Origin of the sequence: Polynucleobacter sp. AM-7D1 (genome assembly GCF_018688455.1) — a bacterium.
GTDB lineage: Bacteria > Pseudomonadota > Gammaproteobacteria > Burkholderiales > Burkholderiaceae > Polynucleobacter.
The window spans coordinates 876,573-893,047 of record NZ_CP061319.1 but is presented as its reverse complement, the minus strand read 5'-3'; the positions used below and the strand labels follow the sequence as shown (position 1 = coordinate 893,047).

At 45.8% G+C, this 16,475-nt stretch carries 17 protein-coding genes; 6 read left to right on the top strand and 11 right to left on the bottom strand.

From position 1 onward, the window contains the following. Positions 1-4: 4 nt before the first annotated feature. The gene (lplT, locus tag GQ359_RS04655; RefSeq protein ID WP_215387766.1) at positions 5-1,324 is read left to right on the top strand and encodes a lysophospholipid transporter LplT; all 1,320 of its coding nucleotides are present in this window, start codon (positions 5-7) and stop codon (positions 1,322-1,324) included. Positions 1,325-1,333: 9 nt separating this feature from the next. Here lplT and GQ359_RS04650 read toward each other — a convergent pair whose 3' ends face one another. The 8 genes from GQ359_RS04650 to scpA are packed head-to-tail and all read right to left on the bottom strand — an operon-like array spanning position 1,334 to position 10,441. Further along, positions 1,334-1,855 carry a hypothetical protein gene (locus GQ359_RS04650; protein WP_215387765.1) on the bottom strand — a complete coding sequence of 174 codons (522 nt, stop codon included), beginning with the start codon at positions 1,853-1,855 and terminating at the stop codon, positions 1,334-1,336. Next, positions 1,852-2,397, bottom strand: coding sequence for a ribosomal protein S18-alanine N-acetyltransferase (gene rimI / locus GQ359_RS04645; protein WP_215387764.1), 546 nt, complete (start codon positions 2,395-2,397; stop codon positions 1,852-1,854). Before rimI ends, GQ359_RS04650 begins: the two co-directional genes overlap by 4 nt. Continuing rightward, the gene (tsaB, locus tag GQ359_RS04640) at positions 2,390-3,112 is read right to left on the bottom strand and encodes a tRNA (adenosine(37)-N6)-threonylcarbamoyltransferase complex dimerization subunit type 1 TsaB (RefSeq protein ID WP_251367936.1); all 723 of its coding nucleotides are present in this window, start codon (positions 3,110-3,112) and stop codon (positions 2,390-2,392) included. Before tsaB ends, rimI begins: the two co-directional genes overlap by 8 nt. Before the next feature lie 19 nt (positions 3,113-3,131). Further along, positions 3,132-3,596, bottom strand: coding sequence for a VOC family protein (locus tag GQ359_RS04635; protein ID WP_215387763.1), 465 nt, complete (start codon positions 3,594-3,596; stop codon positions 3,132-3,134). 7 nt (positions 3,597-3,603) lie between these two features. Beyond that, a complete protein-coding gene (gene accC, locus GQ359_RS04630) occupies positions 3,604-5,628 on the bottom strand; it encodes an acetyl-CoA carboxylase biotin carboxylase subunit (protein ID WP_215387901.1) in 2,025 nt (674 codons plus the stop codon). A 26-nt stretch (positions 5,629-5,654) separates the two neighbouring features. Next, positions 5,655-7,187, bottom strand: a complete 1,533-nt coding sequence (locus GQ359_RS04625) for an acyl-CoA carboxylase subunit beta (protein WP_215303590.1) — start codon at positions 7,185-7,187, stop codon at positions 5,655-5,657. A 10-nt stretch (positions 7,188-7,197) separates the two neighbouring features. After that, entirely contained in the window at positions 7,198-8,223 is a 1,026-nt protein-coding gene (meaB, locus tag GQ359_RS04620; protein WP_215387762.1) for a methylmalonyl Co-A mutase-associated GTPase MeaB, read from the bottom strand. A 22-nt stretch (positions 8,224-8,245) separates the two neighbouring features. Continuing rightward, the gene (gene scpA / locus GQ359_RS04615) at positions 8,246-10,441 is read right to left on the bottom strand and encodes a methylmalonyl-CoA mutase (RefSeq protein ID WP_251367935.1); all 2,196 of its coding nucleotides are present in this window, start codon (positions 10,439-10,441) and stop codon (positions 8,246-8,248) included. Positions 10,442-10,537: 96 nt separating this feature from the next. Between scpA and GQ359_RS04610 the strand changes: the two genes are divergently transcribed. Beyond that, positions 10,538-11,176, top strand: coding sequence for a GntR family transcriptional regulator (locus GQ359_RS04610; protein WP_215387761.1), 639 nt, complete (start codon positions 10,538-10,540; stop codon positions 11,174-11,176). 82 nt (positions 11,177-11,258) lie between these two features. On the opposite strand, the gene GQ359_RS04605 is transcribed toward GQ359_RS04610, so the two are convergent. Beyond that, a complete protein-coding gene (locus GQ359_RS04605; RefSeq protein ID WP_215387760.1) occupies positions 11,259-11,603 on the bottom strand; it encodes a cytochrome c in 345 nt (114 codons plus the stop codon). A gap of 17 nt (positions 11,604-11,620) precedes the next feature. Further along, a complete protein-coding gene (locus GQ359_RS04600) occupies positions 11,621-11,986 on the bottom strand; it encodes a cytochrome c (protein ID WP_251367934.1) in 366 nt (121 codons plus the stop codon). Positions 11,987-12,150: 164 nt separating this feature from the next. On the opposite strand from GQ359_RS04600, the gene GQ359_RS04595 reads away from it, so the two are divergent. The 3 genes from GQ359_RS04595 (at position 12,151) to GQ359_RS04585 (ending at position 14,746) form a co-directional block, all read left to right on the top strand. Then, entirely contained in the window at positions 12,151-13,008 is an 858-nt protein-coding gene (locus GQ359_RS04595; protein WP_215387758.1) for a MoxR family ATPase, read from the top strand. A 33-nt stretch (positions 13,009-13,041) separates the two neighbouring features. Continuing rightward, the gene (locus GQ359_RS04590) at positions 13,042-14,217 is read left to right on the top strand and encodes a VWA domain-containing protein (protein WP_215387757.1); all 1,176 of its coding nucleotides are present in this window, start codon (positions 13,042-13,044) and stop codon (positions 14,215-14,217) included. A gap of 70 nt (positions 14,218-14,287) precedes the next feature. After that, positions 14,288-14,746 (top strand): RidA family protein, encoded by a 459-nt coding sequence (locus GQ359_RS04585; protein ID WP_215387756.1) that lies wholly within the window; start codon positions 14,288-14,290, stop codon positions 14,744-14,746. Here GQ359_RS04585 and GQ359_RS04580 read toward each other — a convergent pair. Continuing rightward, positions 14,743-15,399, bottom strand: a complete 657-nt coding sequence (locus tag GQ359_RS04580) for an NTP transferase domain-containing protein (protein ID WP_215387755.1) — start codon at positions 15,397-15,399, stop codon at positions 14,743-14,745. The genes GQ359_RS04585 and GQ359_RS04580 overlap by 4 nt on opposite strands. Before the next feature lie 66 nt (positions 15,400-15,465). Between GQ359_RS04580 and GQ359_RS04575 the strand changes: the two genes are divergently transcribed. Continuing rightward, positions 15,466-16,425: an XdhC family protein gene (locus GQ359_RS04575; RefSeq protein ID WP_215387754.1), complete on the top strand. Its 960-nt coding sequence runs from the start codon at positions 15,466-15,468 to the stop codon at positions 16,423-16,425. The last annotated feature ends 50 nt before the right edge of the window (positions 16,426-16,475 follow it).

Sequence of the window (16,475 nt, the reverse complement as noted above, 5' to 3'; positions counted from 1 at the left end):
ACGAATGAACCGTAGTTTTTACATCATTATGGCGGCGCAATTTTTTTCGTCGCTTGCTGATAACGCATTGCTGATTGCAGCAATTGCCCTCTTGGTCCAGCTCAGCGCTCCGGCCTGGATGACTCCTTTACTCAAATTATTCTTTGTTTTGTCTTATGTATTGCTGGCAGCCTTTGTGGGAGCCTTTGCCGACTCCCGCCCAAAAGGCAATGTCATGTTTATTACCAATACGATTAAATTTGTCGGTTGCGTGGTGATGCTATTTGGTAGCCACCCTTTGTTGGCTTATGCGATTGTTGGCTTGGGTGCTGCGGCCTACTCCCCAGCAAAATACGGCATTCTGACCGAGCTACTACCACCAGAAAAGCTAGTTGCAGCCAATGGTTGGATTGAGGGACTTACTGTAGGCTCGATCATTTTGGGGACAGTACTTGGTGGCGTTCTGATCAGCAAATCCGTATCACAGAGCCTTTTAGGGCTTGATATGCCGATTCTAGAAACTAGCATTGATACTGCAGCAGAGTCCGCCATCCTCATCATCATGATGATTTACATACTGGCCGCACTGATTAATCTACGCATACCGGACACTGGGGCGCGTTATGAGTCCCAAAAAACTAACCCGATCGAGCTGGTAAAGGACTTTTCCATCTGCTTTAAAACCCTCTGGGCTGATCGCTTAGGGCAGATCTCTTTGGCGGTCACCACGCTATTTTGGGGTGCCGGCGCCACGCTGCAATTTATTGTGATTAAGTGGGCTCAAGTTGCCCTGCACATGACCCTATCTCAAGGAGCCATTCTGCAGGCGATCTCCGCTGTCGGTGTTGCTGGAGGTGCAGTTTGGGCCGCTTGGCGCATTCCGCTTCGCAGCTCCCTGAAAGTCCTTCCATACGGCATTGCGATGGGTCTAGTGGTTTGCATTATGGCAATCTATAACTCAGACATGCTGCCCAATACAACCGTTCTGACTGTTGGGAAATTTGAAATCTCACTCAATTTACTGCCAGCATATTTCTTATTAATACTAGTTGGCTGGTTAGCGGGCTACTTTGTTGTGCCGATGAATGCACTTCTTCAGCATCGCGGGCACGTCCTAATGTCTGCAGGTCATTCTATTGCCGTACAAAACTTTAATGAGAACATTTCTGTTCTGATGATGCTATTAATCTACTCAGGATTAATTTGGTTGGATGCACCGATTCAGGCTGTGATTATTGGTTTTGGTGTTGCTGTCAGCGTGATCATGTGGCTAGTGATTAAGCGTCACAAAGCCAATCAGGCTGAATATGACTCGATGCATTTAATTGGCGAGCATAAGCACTAAGCAAAATCATTAGATATTTTGCAGGACAGATTTAGCAAGCAATAGGTCCTGCCAAAATAGAGCCTTATCCTTAGGCCTAGCAATCAACTGATTTAATTCAAATGTTGCGATGAGCGGTAAATCCTCCGCGCCATCTGCGTTGATTGCCAAAACAGTTTCACGCAGCTCTGGCAATCCATCGCGTTCACCGGATAATTTTTGGGCAGCAGACCCGCCAAACGCAATTGCAACAATCGGGGTTCCATCCGATGGCAATAGCTCAGGACTGAACACTTCTGCAGGATTTTTCCAGGACCACTCGTGTGCACATAAGCCAAGTACACGAATGATATTTTGAAAAAGCACTTCTGCATCCCCTTGAGGTTTATTGCCAAAAAACCACCAGACTCCTGATGATCTTATTTCCTGAGTTTCTTCAGCAACAGGCGACATGGTTGCTACAGCTTGGGGCTGATCAGAAATAGCATCACGTGATGTCCATTCAGTGATGCCCATCTCTTTAAGGAAGGCGGAATTCGTGCTTGTGTTCATGCCTCAAGCTTAATCGATTTAGCCAAAACCAGAGCATCCTCACGCAATCCACTAGCGGCATCAACCGGGTAATAATTTTTACGTATGCCAATTTGCTCGTACCCCAGTCTTTGGTAGAGCTTTAGGGCTGATTCGTTGCTTGGGCGTACCTCTAAAATAATTCGGGGCATATTTTGCTGTGCAGCGACACCCTCGATTGCATTCATCATTTTTACGCCGATACCCAAACGACGCAATTTTGGCGAAACCGTAATATTGAGTAGATGCAACTCATCTACCGCAGGAAAAAGAATGCAGTAAGCCCACAGAATCTCTGGGTCTAAATAACTGCCTTTCACTGCATCTGATAATTGCGGTCTGACACAATAAGCCCAATGCCCAGCAGCAAGGGAATCTGAGAAATTGCCTCTGGTCCAAGGATGAATATGCGAAACCGATTCAATAGCAAGGACTGAATCCAAATCCGTGACAGTCATTGGAAGAAAAGAAAGCTCTGTTATGCCCGCCGTGCTTGACTGCAAGCTGTTGACGGCATCAGCCATGAAGTTGACTCCGCTCAACAGAGGTCAATGCGACTTTATTGCGGATATAGAGTGGTTCAAGCAAATGGACGTCTTGTTGAAGACCTTTACTCCACATATCCTGCGCACAAGCTAAAACACCCGATGCGTTAACCCCAATGCTTGAATCAATTTGGCTACTGGCAAGGGGCTTGGGAATACTGGAAAAGATACGGTCGCCAAACTCTGCAATCGCGCTGCCCGCAAGAAAGTCGATATTTATCAGATCAACGCCATCTGGGGCAGTCAGATGAATGTCGCCCTGCCGCTGAGGCAGACCGTTTGGTGTACATAGATAGCGAGCCCAGTAGACCTCTTCCATACGAGCATCAACAGCAATCACAAAAGACTGGGCACCCGAAGTGATAAACGCTGGACTGAGAGTCAGTTGACTTGCAATTGCATCCAGACTTGCTACAGGTAGAACTGGAAGCCTCGCCGCAATCGCTAAACCCTGGACAGCAGCAACCCCAAGGCGAACTCCCGTGAATGCACCTGGACCAACCCCAATGCCAATAGCATCTAAAGAGCTCAGCTCGATTGAAGCTTCAGATAACAACTCTTCAACCCAGGGTAATAAGAGTTGGCTAGCGCCAGCCGACACCTTTTGGTGGCGAACTAAGGGTGCAACATCACCTAAAGATAAAACCACCGAACACCAAGCTGATGAGGTGTCGATGGCCAATATACGGGTCAAAATATGGACTCTCTGATACTTAAGAACTCAAGCCTGCAATGATATCTGGTGGGGCCTGGACAAGCTCAATCAATACACCCTCGCCACAGAATGGAAATTCTTCATTACCTTTGGGGTGTACAAAGGTAATGTCATACCCAGCTGCACCCTTGCGAATTCCTCCCGGAGCAAAGCGTAAGCCTTGTGCTGATAACCACTCTACTGCCTTTGGCAGATCGTCTACCCATAGGCCAATGTGATTTAAAGGAGTTTGATGAACAGCCGGCTTCTTCTCGATATCAAAGGGTTGCATGAGATCCACCTCAACCTCATGAACTCCTTTGCCAATAGCGCAAATGTCTTCATCCACGTTCTCGCGCTCAGAGACAAATGTGCTCTTATATTCAAAGCCCAATAAGTCAACCCAAAGTTTGCGGAGACGATCTTTATTTTCGCCACCAATCGCAACTTGCTGAATACCCAATATCTTGAATGGTTTAGTCATGGCTACCTTACTCGAAGCGAATGATCAATTGATCAACCGCTAAACTTTCGCCAACATTGGCGCAGATTTCCGCAACCACACCATCTTGCGCAGCAACCAATGTATTTTCCATTTTCATGGCTTCAATAGCAGCTAATTTTTGACCTGCAGTGACTGCCTCGCCAACTTTTACAGAAATATTGGTTAATAAGCCAGGCATTGGAGACATCACAAGCTTAGAAGTATCTGGCGGAACTTTAACTAACATGCGACGCTGAAGCTCAGCACCTAGAGGGCTTAGGACCATACACTCATAATGTGCACCATCCAAAACAAGTGCGTATTTCACACCCTTGCGCTCAACTTGAGCAGTTATCTTATGTGTGCCGTTGATGGTTGCACGTAAGCACAGCTCGCCTGGACGCCAGTTGCTAACGATGTTATAGCGACTGACATCACCCTCTTCTTCAATGTAGACCGAGTAAATGCCATCTTTGAGATCCACACGAACAGGGATCTCTTTGATGTCTTCATTCGACCCAACCCGTGAACCAGTTACCACTACGAACTTCTTGGCAATAGTCATCTCATGACCGGCCAACTGGCCATCAATCATTTGGATATGCTCAAGATAGCGATAGCGCATGAAGGCTGATAGAGCAGCTAAACGCTTTGGATCTGCTGGCTGTACAGAATCCTTTTTGAATCCATCGGGATACTCTTCAGCAATAAAACCCGTAGTGAAGTCACCAGAGACGAAGCGTGGATGCTGCAAAAGTGCTGCCTGGAAAGGAATGTTTGAATGAATACCACGAATGACAAAGTCATTTAATGCGGCACGCATCTTTTCAATCGCCTCAGTACGATCTTTGCCATGCACAATCAACTTGGCAATCATGGAGTCGTAATACATCGGGATCTCACCGCCCTCAAAGACACCAGTATCTACACGCACACCATCTAACTCTTCTGGTGGGCGGTATTTGACTAGGCGACCAGTCGATGGCAAGAAGTTACGGAATGGGTCATCCGCATTAATCCGACATTCCATAGACCAACCGTCTAATTTAATATCATCTTGCTTAAATGCTAGCTTCTCACCCGCAGCAACACGAATCATCTGCTCAACTAAATCAAGACCAGTAATACCCTCAGTCACTGGATGCTCCACTTGCAAGCGGGTATTCATCTCCAGGAAGTAGAAAGACTTATCTTTACCGACAACAAACTCTACGGTACCTGCAGACTGATAGTTCACAGCCTTTGCTAATGCAACAGCTTGCTCACCCATGGCTTTACGAGTTGCAGGGTCAATAAATGGGGATGGCGCCTCCTCAATGACCTTTTGATGACGTCTTTGAATAGAGCAATCACGCTCACCTAGATAGACTACATTGCCATGTGAATCGCCCAGAACCTGAATCTCAATATGACGAGGACCCTCAACAAACTTCTCAATGAAGATACGATCATCACCAAAGCTATTCATCGCCTCTGTTTTACAAGCAGCAAAACCTTCTGACGCCTCTTTATCATTAAATGCAACGCGCAAACCTTTACCACCGCCACCTGCAGATGCCTTGATCATGACTGGGTAACCAATGCCTTGAGCAATCTTGACCGCCTCCTCGTTGGTATCAATCGCTTCGTTGTAACCAGGAATGGTATTGACCTTGGCTTCTAAGGCAAGCTTTTTGGATGCAATCTTATCGCCCATGGCAGCAATGGACTGATGCTTAGGTCCAATAAATACGATGCCCTCTTCTTCGCAGCGCTTTGCAAATTGCTCATTCTCAGAAAGAAAGCCATAGCCTGGGTGAACCGCTTCTGCACCCGTATCTTTACATGCCTGAATAATGCGATCCATTACTAAATAAGATTCACGCGAAGGTGCAGGCCCGATGCAAACCGCTTCATCAGCCATCTGCACGTGACGTGCCTCTTTGTCTGCTTCAGAATAAACGGCGACCGTCTTAATGCCCATCTTCTTGGCAGTTTTCATTACACGGCAAGCAATCTCGCCGCGGTTAGCAATCAATATTTTCTTAAACATTTTCGTAGTCATGATTTGTCGGCGCCTTAGAGAGGAATATTGCCGTGTTTACGCGGTGGGTTTGTCAGCTCTTTGTCTTTAAGCATTGCCAAAGAACGTGAGATACGCTTACGCGTCTCATGAGGCAAGATAACATCATCAATATAGCCACGTCGCCCCGCTACAAATGGATTTGCAAACTTCGCTTTGTATTCAGCTTCGCGAGCTGCAATTTTTGCTGGATCCGATTTTTCCTCACGGAAGATAATTTCCACAGCACCTTTTGGTCCCATCACTGCAATTTCAGCTGAAGGCCAAGCAAAATTAACGTCGCCACGTAAGTGTTTGGAGGCCATCACGTCATAAGCACCGCCGTAAGCTTTACGGGTAATCAGAGTGACCTTCGGTACCGTGCAGTCAGCATAGGCGTAGAGCAACTTAGCACCGTGTTTAATAATGCCACCATATTCTTGTGATGTACCAGGCATAAATCCAGGCACGTCCACCAAAGTCACAACCGGAATATTAAAGGCATCGCAGAATCGAACAAAGCGAGCTGCTTTAATAGATGCTTTGATATCTAAGCAGCCAGCCAGCACTAAAGGCTGGTTAGCAACGATACCAATAGAGCGACCTTCCATGCGCGCAAAACCGATCAAGATATTCTTTGCATAATCAGGCTGTAATTCAAAAAACTCACCATCATCAACAATCTTCTCGATTAACTCTTTCATATCGTAAGGTTGATTTGGATTGCTTGGTACCAATGTATCGAGAGAGAAATCAGGCTCTTCAGTGCGTTGTGCGCCATTGATAGTTGGCGGCTTTTCACGATTCGATAAGGGGAGATAGTTAAAGAAACGACGTAGCATCATGATGGCGTCAACATCATTATCAAAAGCTAAGTCACAAACACCTGAAATAGTCGAATGTGTAATAGCGCCACCCAACTCTTCAGCGGTGACATCCTCATGGGTCACAGTCTTTACCACTTCAGGGCCAGTAACGAACATGTAAGAACTGTCTTTCACCATGAAGATGAAATCCGTTAGCGCTGGTGAATACACGGCACCGCCAGCCGATGGCCCCATAATTAAAGAGATTTGCGGAATGACTCCAGAAGCAGTCACATTACGCTGGAAAATCTCAGCATAGCCGCCCAACGAGGCAACACCCTCCTGAATACGCGCACCACCAGAATCATTTAAGCCAATCACAGGAGCACCCACTTTGAGTGCTTGATCCATGATCTTGCAAATCTTCTCTGCATGCGCTTCCGAAAGAGAGCCACCCAAGACAGTAAAGTCTTGTGAGAATACGAAAACCAAGCGACCATTGATCATGCCATAACCAGTGACAACACCGTCACCTGGAACAGTTTGATCGGCCATACCAAAGTCATGGCAACGATGCTCAACAAACATATCCCACTCTTCAAAGGTACCTGCATCTAACAAGAGCTCAATACGCTCACGTGCAGTTAATTTGCCTTTGGAATGTTGAGCAGCAATACGCTTTTGCCCACCACCTAATCTGGCAAGTTCGCGCTTTGCTTCAAGCTGTTGAATGATTTCCTTCATAACTACTCCCTTAGAAAAATTCGTGTCCCATTGCTTCGAGTAAACGCCTCGCAGCAACAGAAGCGGCCATGGTTCCTTGATTTACCTCGGCACTCAGACCGGGTAATAGTGCTTGTACTGCTGGGTGATTCTGAAAGGCATTCTTGAGGCCTGCATCAATTCGATCCCACATCCAGGCGCCTGCCTGTTGCTTACGGCGTGACTGTAGCTGGCCATTGGCGTTTTGCAGTTTCTGAAAATGTAGAATTTTTTCCCACAACTCAGGCACGCCATTGCCTTCTAAGGCGCTTAGGGTCATGACCTGAGGGTGCCAATACTCTTGATTATGCGAAGCATGATCGGGGTTGCCCTGGAAGCCTAAAAGACGCAAGGAGCTGGTGATAAATAATTGAGCCCGCATTGCTGCATCTGGATCAATATCTACCTTATTGATCACAATCAGATCAGCAATTTCCATGACACCTTTTTTAATCGCCTGAAGATCGTCTCCAGCATTAGGCAACTGCAGTAGCAAAAACATGTCCGTCATACCGGAAACTGCAATTTCGCTTTGACCCACACCTACAGTTTCAACAATCACAATGTCAAATCCTGCTGCCTCAGCAACCAACATGGCCTCTCGTGTTTTCTCAGCTACGCCACCTAAAGTGCAGGATGAGGGGCTCGGCCGAATAAATGCATTATCTAAAACTGACAATCTCTCCATACGAGTCTTGTCGCCCAAAATAGAACCACCAGATAGACTTGAAGAGGGATCAATAGCCAGAACGGCAACGCGATGTCCTTTTTCAATGAGATACAAACCCAAAGTCTCAATTAATGTGGACTTACCAACGCCTGGCACGCCTGAGATACCCACACGAAATGATTTGCCGGTCTTTGGCAATAAGGTGTTGAGCACCTCATCAGCGCGTTTGCGATGATCCATGCGAGTGGACTCAAGCAAAGTGATGATCTTCGCCAAGGCTCGACGCTGCGCCGATGAAGGCGCACCGGTGAGATCATTCACCAAGGCTTGGTCAACTTCATTGAGCATGCTGATATCGACGATCTGTAAGTTAATCAGGCTTTACAGATTTACGAATCTGCTCAAGCACATCCTTTGCCGAAGCCGGAATTGGAGTGCCTGGGCCATAAATACCTTTTACGCCAGCCTCATATAAGAAGTCGTAATCCTGTCTTGGAATGACGCCGCCAACGAAGACAATAATGTCGTCAGCACCCTGCTTCTTCAGCTCAGCAATAATTGCTGGCACTAAAGTTTTATGTCCTGCTGCAAGAGTAGAGATGCCTAAAGCGTGAACGTCATTCTCAATCGCCTGACGAGCGCACTCTTCTGGCGTTTGGAACAAGGGGCCAATATCGACGTCAAAACCTAAGTCAGCAAATGCAGTTGCAACAACTTTGGCACCGCGATCATGACCATCTTGTCCAAGCTTGGCAATCATCACACGTGGGCGACGACCAAAGTCTTTTGCAAAATCCGCAATCTCAACTTTCAATTTTTCCCAGCCTTCTGCTGAGTCGTAAGCAGCTGCATACACACCGGTCACCTTTTGAGTATCGGCGCGATGGCGCCCGTAAACTTTTTCTAACGCATCAGAAACTTCACCAACCGTTGCCCGCAAACGAATTGCCTGCACGGCCAACTCTAATAAGTTACCGGTATTTTCTTCTGCAGCTTTGGTTAATGCCTCTAATGCGGCCTCCACTTTTTTGGAATCACGCTTAGCTCTGATGTCTTTTAAGCGTGCAACCTGACTTTCACGGACTTTGTCGTTGTCAATCATCAAGACGTCAACCAAGTCTTCTTTGCCGAGCTTATATTTATTCACGCCAACAATGACATCGGAACCGGAATCGATTTTGGCTTGTTTCTCAGCAGCTGCAGCTTCAATCTTCAGCTTAGCCCAACCACTCTCGACTGCCTTAGTCATACCACCCATGGCATCAACTTCTTGAATGATTTCCCAGGCCTTATCAGCCATCTCTTGGGTGAGATTCTCCATCATGTAAGAACCAGCCCAGGGATCGATCACACTAGTGATATGGGTCTCTTCTTGCAGAATTAACTGGGTATTGCGAGCAATACGGCTTGAGAATTCAGATGGCAAAGCAATCGCTTCATCAAATGAATTCGTATGTAAAGATTGTGTACCACCAAAAACTGCGGCCATAGCTTCAACTGTTGTACGAACCACGTTGTTATATGGGTCCTGTTCTGTTAAAGACCATCCCGATGTTTGGCAATGTGTACGCAACATCAAGGACTTTGGATTCTTTGGCTCAAAGGACTTCATAATGCGCCACCACAAGAGACGAGCAGCACGTAACTTGGCGACCTCTAAATAGAAGTTCATGCCAATAGCAAAGAAGAATGAAAGTCGACCCGCAAAGCCATCAACATCCAAGCCCTTAGCCAGAGCAGTTTTGACATACTCTTTACCATCAGCCAATGTGAAAGCGAGTTCGAGAACTTGGTTTGCACCCGCCTCTTGCATGTGATAACCCGAGATAGAGATTGAGTTAAATTTCGGCATGTGCTTCGCGGTGTATTCAATAATGTCACCGATGATGCGCATTGAGGGCTCTGGTGGGTAGATATAAGTGTTGCGCACCATGAACTCTTTAAGAATGTCATTCTGAATCGTGCCTGATAATAATTCTTGCTTAACGCCTTGCTCTTCACCAGCAACAATGTAACCAGCCAATACCGGCAATACAGCGCCATTCATTGTCATCGACACTGATACCTTGTCCAATGGAATGCCATCAAACAAGATCTTCATATCCTCCACTGAATCAATGGCTACACCAGCCTTACCAACATCACCAGTTACCCGAGGATGATCAGAGTCGTAGCCACGATGGGTTGCTAAGTCGAAAGCTACAGAAACACCTTGACCACCCGCATCCAGCGCTTTGCGATAAAACGCATTAGATTCTTCTGCAGTTGAAAAGCCGGCGTATTGACGAATTGTCCAAGGGCGCACTGAGTACATTGTTGCCTGAGGTCCACGAACAAATGGCTCGAAACCAGGCAAGGAATGTGTGTACTGAAGTCCTTCGGTATCTTCAGCGGTATACAAGGCCTTGAGATGTATCCCGTCTGGAGTTTGCCAACCTAATTTATCGACATCACCATTCGGCGCTGACTTTTGGGCTGATTTTTTCCAAGCATCTAAATTACTGTCCGGCACATTTGGCCAAGTATTAGATGTGTTCGTTGCTGACTTTTTTTCACTCGCACTCATAAAGCACTCCTGGTTGGCTTTATTACATTGTTACTAAATTTGTGGGGTTATTTTGCTTGACATTTCTAAATTTGTCTAGATACTGTATACATAATTATGAATACAAAACTAATTAATCGACCCTTATACGAAGACGTTGCTGAACGACTGCGTGAGCAAATCTTTTCCCATGAATTAGCCCCAGGGAGCTGGCTAGATGAACAAAGCCTGGCGATGGCCTTTGGAATCAGCAGAACCCCAATGCGCGAGGCAATCAAAGTACTTGCCTCTGAAGGCCTAGTGACTACCAAAATGAATAAAGGCGCCTATGTCACCGAGGTAGATAGGCGCGATCTTGAGCAAATCTTTACCGTTCTCTCCCTCCTTGAGGGTCAAGCAGCCAAAGAGACTGCTATTAAGGCCTCAGAGGCCCAACTAACTCAACTCGATAACATTCATCACCGCCTAGAAAAGGCGGCTGCAGACCGAGATTTGGAGCAGTTCTTTGAAATTAACGTCAAATTTCATGAGTTAATCCAAGAAATTGCTGGTAATAAATGGATGAATGGCGTCATAGATGACTTACGCAAAGTGCTGAAATTGCAAAGACGAGATTCTCTCAGTAGAAGTGGAAGACTATTGAGCTCCCTTGTAGAACATCGAGAGATTCTGCAGGCAATCCTCAAAAGAGATCCTCTCGCTGCAGAGCAAGCCATGCGCAAGCATCTGGCTAGAGGTCTTGAAGCAACTAAATAAGTCTGCAAGAAAAAACTCAGATAAAACAAAGGCTTAGGTGATTAACCTAAGCCTTTTTGTTTGTGCAACCCAAACCTTTGGATTACTTCTTAATTACGAAATTTCCAGGTAATTTGGAAATATAGGCAGCCATATCTTGAAGGTCTGCATCTGAAAATGACTGTACTTGTGAAGACATTACAGCGTTATTGCGACCAAATTGAGCATTATTGCCGCCAACTTGATAAGCACGCAAAGCGTAGTAAAGGTAATCAGGGTACTGACCGGCTAACTTTGGGTAAGCAGGCAAGATTGGTGCATTCAGGCCGGCACCGTGACAAGAGGCGCAGTTGGCCTTCTCAACTAGGGCTTTGCCTTTATCAGCGCTAGCCGCGTGAGCAATGCCAATACTGGATAACAAAATGGCGGTAATTAGTGCGAATTTCATAAACGTGCCTCTAAATATCACTTCAATGGGTTATTTGGTGAGCTGGCAGTTTGCGCAGCATAGTATTCGCCAAGGTCAGCCATGTCTTGATCAGACAAGCTGGCAGCAATAGAACGCATCGTTGGATGCTTTCTTTCGCCTTTTTTGTAGGCAGCTAAAGAGCTAGAAATGTAAGCAGCATTTTGGCCACCTAACATTGGAACTCTGTAAACCAATGGATAGTCAGCACGGTAGTCTGGGATAGAGTGGCAACCAATGCAAAGCCAAACCTTGCCTTGTCCAGCTTGGGCAGAACCTTTGACATCTTGAGCCTGGGCAGAAAATCCAGCAAAAGCAAAAGCAGCGCAGAGGGTCAATTGGGAAAGAATGAGGTGTTTTTTCATAGAAATCATCATTAACAAGTTTGATTTAAATCAATTTGGGAAGAGTATAGCGGAGACAGAGCGGATTGCCTCGATTCAAGCCCTGAAATCAGTAAAAACACTGAAAATAAGCACCCTTTTACCTATACTTGAATGCTGTTTCAGACAAATTGATTGCTACAACCATGACAAAGACCAAATCCCGTTTTAATGGCTCCAAAAGCTATGTTGCTACCGATGACTTGAAATTGGCGGTAAATGCCGCTTTTCAACTTCAGCGACCCCTCTTGATTAAGGGTGAGCCAGGGACAGGCAAAACCATGTTGGCCGAGGAAGTCGCTGCAGCCCTAAATATGCCGCTCATGCAATGGCATATTAAATCCACCACAAAGGCTCAACAGGGCTTATATGAATACGATGCTGTTAGCCGACTAAGGGACTCTCAGCTTGGCGAAGAGAAAGTAAACGACATTCGTAACTACATTGTGAAAGGGGTTCTTTGGCAGGCGTTTGAAGCGGATGAACCTGTCGTTCTCCTGATTGACGAAATAGATAAAGCAGATATTGAGTTTCCCAATGACCTCCTGAGGGAGATTGATCGCATGGAATTCTATGTATATGAAACCCGTGAACTCATTAAGGCCAAGCACCGCCCTCTTGTCATCATCACTTCAAATAATGAAAAAGAATTACCCGATGCATTTTTGCGTCGCTGCTTTTTTCATTACATCTCATTTCCAGATGCTGCAACTATGCAAAGCATTGTTGATGTGCATCACCCCAATATCAAACAAGAATTGCTTGAGGCAGCCCTTAAATCTTTTTACCAGATCCGCTCATTACCAGGCTTAAAGAAGAAACCCTCAACCTCAGAGCTTATTGACTGGTTAAAACTTCTGCTGGCAGAGGACATTCCAGCAGATGCGCTCTATAGCAGTGAAGAGAAAATTACGATTCCACCGCTACATGGTGCTCTCCTCAAAAATGAGCAAGATATTCATCTATTCGAGCGACTCGTGATGATGAACCGGAATCACCGCTAGCCTCACCCACCTTTATATAGCGATAGCTGAATCATGCTGATTCAATTTTTTCTCAAGCTCAAAGAGGCTAAGGTACCTGTTTCAGTTCGAGAATTTTTAACGCTTCTTGAGGCTTTAAGAGGCGGCGTCATTAATCCTTCGATTGATGAGTTTTACCAACTAGCGCGCATAACATTGGTAAAGGATGAGCAGCACTTTGATCGCTTTGATCAAGTCTTCGGCTCTTACTTCAATGGTGTAGAGCAAATCATTGCATTAGCTCCAGATATTCCGCTGGACTGGCTTGAGAAAAAACTACAACGCGTATTGAGCGAAGAAGAAAAAGCAGCACTTAAGAAATTAGGTGGCCCTGAAGAACTACAAAAGCGCCTTCAAGAGCTTCTGAAAGAACAGAAAGAGTGGCATGGTGGCGGCAATAAATGGATTGGTGCAGGAGGTTCATCACCTTTTGGTCACAGTGGCTATCACCCAGAAGGCATTCGTATTGGCGGCGAAAGTGCTGGCAATCGAACTGCTATTAAAGTCTGGGAAGCGCGAGAATTTAAGGATTACGACAGCGACCTCAGTCTAGGTACGCGCAATATCAAAATGGCATTGCGCCGCTTACGTCGTTTTGCTAGAGAAGGCTCTAGCCTTGAGTTAGATCTAGATAAAACCATTCATTCCACAGCTGCAAATGCAGGCATGCTCGATATTCAAATGCGGCCCGAACGCCATAACCAAGTCAAAGTATTGTTGCTAATGGATGTTGGCGGATCTATGGATGATCATATTCAACGCATCTCTGAATTGTTCACCGCTGTCAAAACTGAATTTAAGCACTTGGAGTATTACTACTTCCATAATTGCGTCTATGAGCATCTCTGGCAGAGCAATCGCCGCAGACGCGATCAGGTCAGCGCTACACAAGACATCATTAATAAATATGGTCCGGACTACAAGCTCATTTTTATCGGGGATGCCACCATGTCCCCTTATGAGATTCTGAGTCCAAATGGTGCAGTGGAATATAACAACCGAGAAACGGGTGCATCGTGGATTAATCGCCTCATTGATCACTTTCCCCACTTTGCATGGCTTAATCCTGAGCCTGAATCAGTTTGGCAGTATCGACAATCAATCGACATCATGAAGGGCTTAATGAAGGACCGCATGTATCCCGTTACATTAAATGGTCTTGAAAATGCCATGCGTCAACTTTCCAAGTAATCTAGTAGTATTTACTCATACCAAACCGCTCATCAATTTCTTTTTTCATTTTTTATTTTTTTAACACCCTATGACAAATCACATTAGCGATCGCCTGAAAACCCTAGGTATTGATTTACCGCCGCCCGGACCCCCTGCTGCTGCCTATGTCATGGCTGCAACGACTGGTAACACCGTTTTTCTATCCGGACATATTGCCAAGAAAGATGGCAAGCCCTGGGTTGGTAAGCTGGGTTTAGATATGGATACGGAGACTGGTAAAGCAGCAGCTAAGTCAATTGCGATTGATTTAATTTCAACATTACAAAATCACTTAGGCTCTCTTGATAAAGTGAAACGCATTGTGAAAGTCATGGGTCTTGTGAATTCCACCTCTCAATTTACTGAGCAACACTTGGTTGTGAATGGTTGCTCGGAATTACTCTTTGAGGTGTTTGGTGATGCAGGTAAACATGCTCGTAGCGCATTTGGTGTCGCGCAAATCCCTCTAGGCGCTTGCGTTGAAATTGAGTTGATTGCTGAGATTTAAAAACTCAATAGACTCAAATTGTGCCGATGGATGTCTTCCGGCGTGTCGACATCCGTTATGAATGCTTCATTACTTGTGGCCATCAGTCTGACGAGGTCAGGATGGATATCCATATATTTTCGGCAAACCATGTCTGGACTTGCTAACACATCCATTACTGCTTTACGTGAAAATAGAACGGGGTTGCCACGCCTCCCTTTTACCACTGGGAGAATGATTTCTTGACCACTCTCACGCTTGTCATACTCATCCAATAACTCTTGAACTTCCTTTGCCCCCACTTCTGGCTGATCGGATAGTGCAATTAACAAAACGTCAAAGTTTCCATGGAGAGATTCAAGTCCTAGGCGAACAGATGAGGGTTGACCTCTTTCAGGGATAGGATTTTGAATAGCCTTAATGGGGCAAGCTAGCAAGGCATTCAACTTAGTAAGCTCCGAATGGATCGCCTCCGCATGAAAGCCTGTCACCACTAGATACTCAATTGGACTAAATTCTTGGATTGCACTCGAAAAGCGCTGCAAAAGAGTCTGACCATCTTTACAAAGCAAGGCTTTAGGGTAGGTACCTAGCCGACTACCCTCACCTGCTGCCAATAACAGCACAGCTAAGCGTAATGGCGAGGTTTGAGTGGATGGGCTAGAACTTGTCATTAAGGTGATAATAATTAGATTGCTAGTGAAAAAATAATAAATACAAAAAAATATTAAAGATAAGAGATGAACAGCACCGATTTAAGCGTATTAAAAGCTGCCGTTGATTGGCTCAAATCCGACCATCCTGTCGCCATCGCTACAGTTGCTCAAACATGGGGCTCTGCTCCAAGACCCATAGGCTCTTGGTTGGCTATTCGTGGCGATGGACAAGTTACTGGATCGGTCTCTGGCGGGTGTGTAGAAGATGACTTGATTCGCCGTGTCCAAACTGAAATCCTCACAAAGGATTTGCCTGAAATGGTGATCTACGGGGTTAGCCAACAAGAAGCCGCCCGCTTTGGCCTACCCTGTGGTGGAACGCTACGCTTATTGGTAGAACCAAAACCGGAATTAGCGATTCTGGAATCCATTCTGACGTCCATCTCTAATCACCAAATCACTTCGCGCACGGTTGATCTCTCAACAGGAAAATCAACGCTAGAGGCTGGTGATCGTAATGAGGCGTTCATCTGTGATGATCGACTGATGAAAACTACTTACGGTCCACGCTGGCGCATGGTCATCATTGGCGCAGGCCAACTCTCGCTTTATACCGCTGATTTTGCGCTCGCCTCTGACTTTGAAGTCATTGTGATTGATCCACGTGAGGAGTATGCAGAAGGAATTAATCGCGAGCACATTCAATTTATCAAGGGCATGCCGGATGACGTCCTGCTAGAAATCGGGGTTGACTCTCATACAGCTGTAGTTGCTCTAACTCATGATCCGAAGCTGGATGACATGGCCTTAATGGAGGCATTAAAGTCTCCCGCTTTTTATGTTGGTGCGCTGGGTAGCAGAATCAATACTCAGAAACGTAAAGCCCGCTTGCTCGAGTTTGATGTGACACAGGAACAAGTTGAACGCCTCCATGGTCCTGTTGGCCTATTTATTGGCGCCTTAACTCCACCAGAAATCGCTGTATCCATTTTGGCTGAAGTGATTTCAGTTAAGTACGGCCTACCAATCCCCAAGAAAGTCTGAGTCGAAAATAAAAATCAGATCAAATAATGACCGGATTTTTTAAGTTCTGA

What these genes read in the sequence shown, in the direction of transcription:
- lplT (WP_215387766.1), top strand. Translation starts at nt 5, where the DNA reads ATGAACCGTAGTTTTTACATCATTATGGCGGCGCAATTTTTTTCGTCG.
- GQ359_RS04650 (WP_215387765.1), bottom strand. Translation starts at nt 1,855, where the DNA reads ATGAACACAAGCACGAATTCCGCCTTCCTTAAAGAGATGGGCATCACT.
- rimI (WP_215387764.1), bottom strand. Translation starts at nt 2,397, where the DNA reads ATGGCTGATGCCGTCAACAGCTTGCAGTCAAGCACGGCGGGCATAACA.
- GQ359_RS04635 (WP_215387763.1), bottom strand. Translation starts at nt 3,596, where the DNA reads ATGACTAAACCATTCAAGATATTGGGTATTCAGCAAGTTGCGATTGGT.
- accC (WP_215387901.1), bottom strand. Translation starts at nt 5,628, where the DNA reads ATGTTTAAGAAAATATTGATTGCTAACCGCGGCGAGATTGCTTGCCGT.
- GQ359_RS04625 (WP_215303590.1), bottom strand. Translation starts at nt 7,187, where the DNA reads ATGAAGGAAATCATTCAACAGCTTGAAGCAAAGCGCGAACTTGCCAGA.
- meaB (WP_215387762.1), bottom strand. Translation starts at nt 8,223, where the DNA reads ATGCTCAATGAAGTTGACCAAGCCTTGGTGAATGATCTCACCGGTGCG.
- scpA (WP_251367935.1), bottom strand. Translation starts at nt 10,441, where the DNA reads ATGAGTGCGAGTGAAAAAAAGTCAGCAACGAACACATCTAATACTTGG.
- GQ359_RS04610 (WP_215387761.1), top strand. Translation starts at nt 10,538, where the DNA reads ATGAATACAAAACTAATTAATCGACCCTTATACGAAGACGTTGCTGAA.
- GQ359_RS04605 (WP_215387760.1), bottom strand. Translation starts at nt 11,603, where the DNA reads ATGAAATTCGCACTAATTACCGCCATTTTGTTATCCAGTATTGGCATT.
- GQ359_RS04600 (WP_251367934.1), bottom strand. Translation starts at nt 11,986, where the DNA reads ATGAAAAAACACCTCATTCTTTCCCAATTGACCCTCTGCGCTGCTTTT.
- GQ359_RS04595 (WP_215387758.1), top strand. Translation starts at nt 12,151, where the DNA reads ATGACAAAGACCAAATCCCGTTTTAATGGCTCCAAAAGCTATGTTGCT.
- GQ359_RS04590 (WP_215387757.1), top strand. Translation starts at nt 13,042, where the DNA reads ATGCTGATTCAATTTTTTCTCAAGCTCAAAGAGGCTAAGGTACCTGTT.
- GQ359_RS04585 (WP_215387756.1), top strand. Translation starts at nt 14,288, where the DNA reads ATGACAAATCACATTAGCGATCGCCTGAAAACCCTAGGTATTGATTTA.
- GQ359_RS04580 (WP_215387755.1), bottom strand. Translation starts at nt 15,399, where the DNA reads ATGACAAGTTCTAGCCCATCCACTCAAACCTCGCCATTACGCTTAGCT.
- GQ359_RS04575 (WP_215387754.1), top strand. Translation starts at nt 15,466, where the DNA reads ATGAACAGCACCGATTTAAGCGTATTAAAAGCTGCCGTTGATTGGCTC.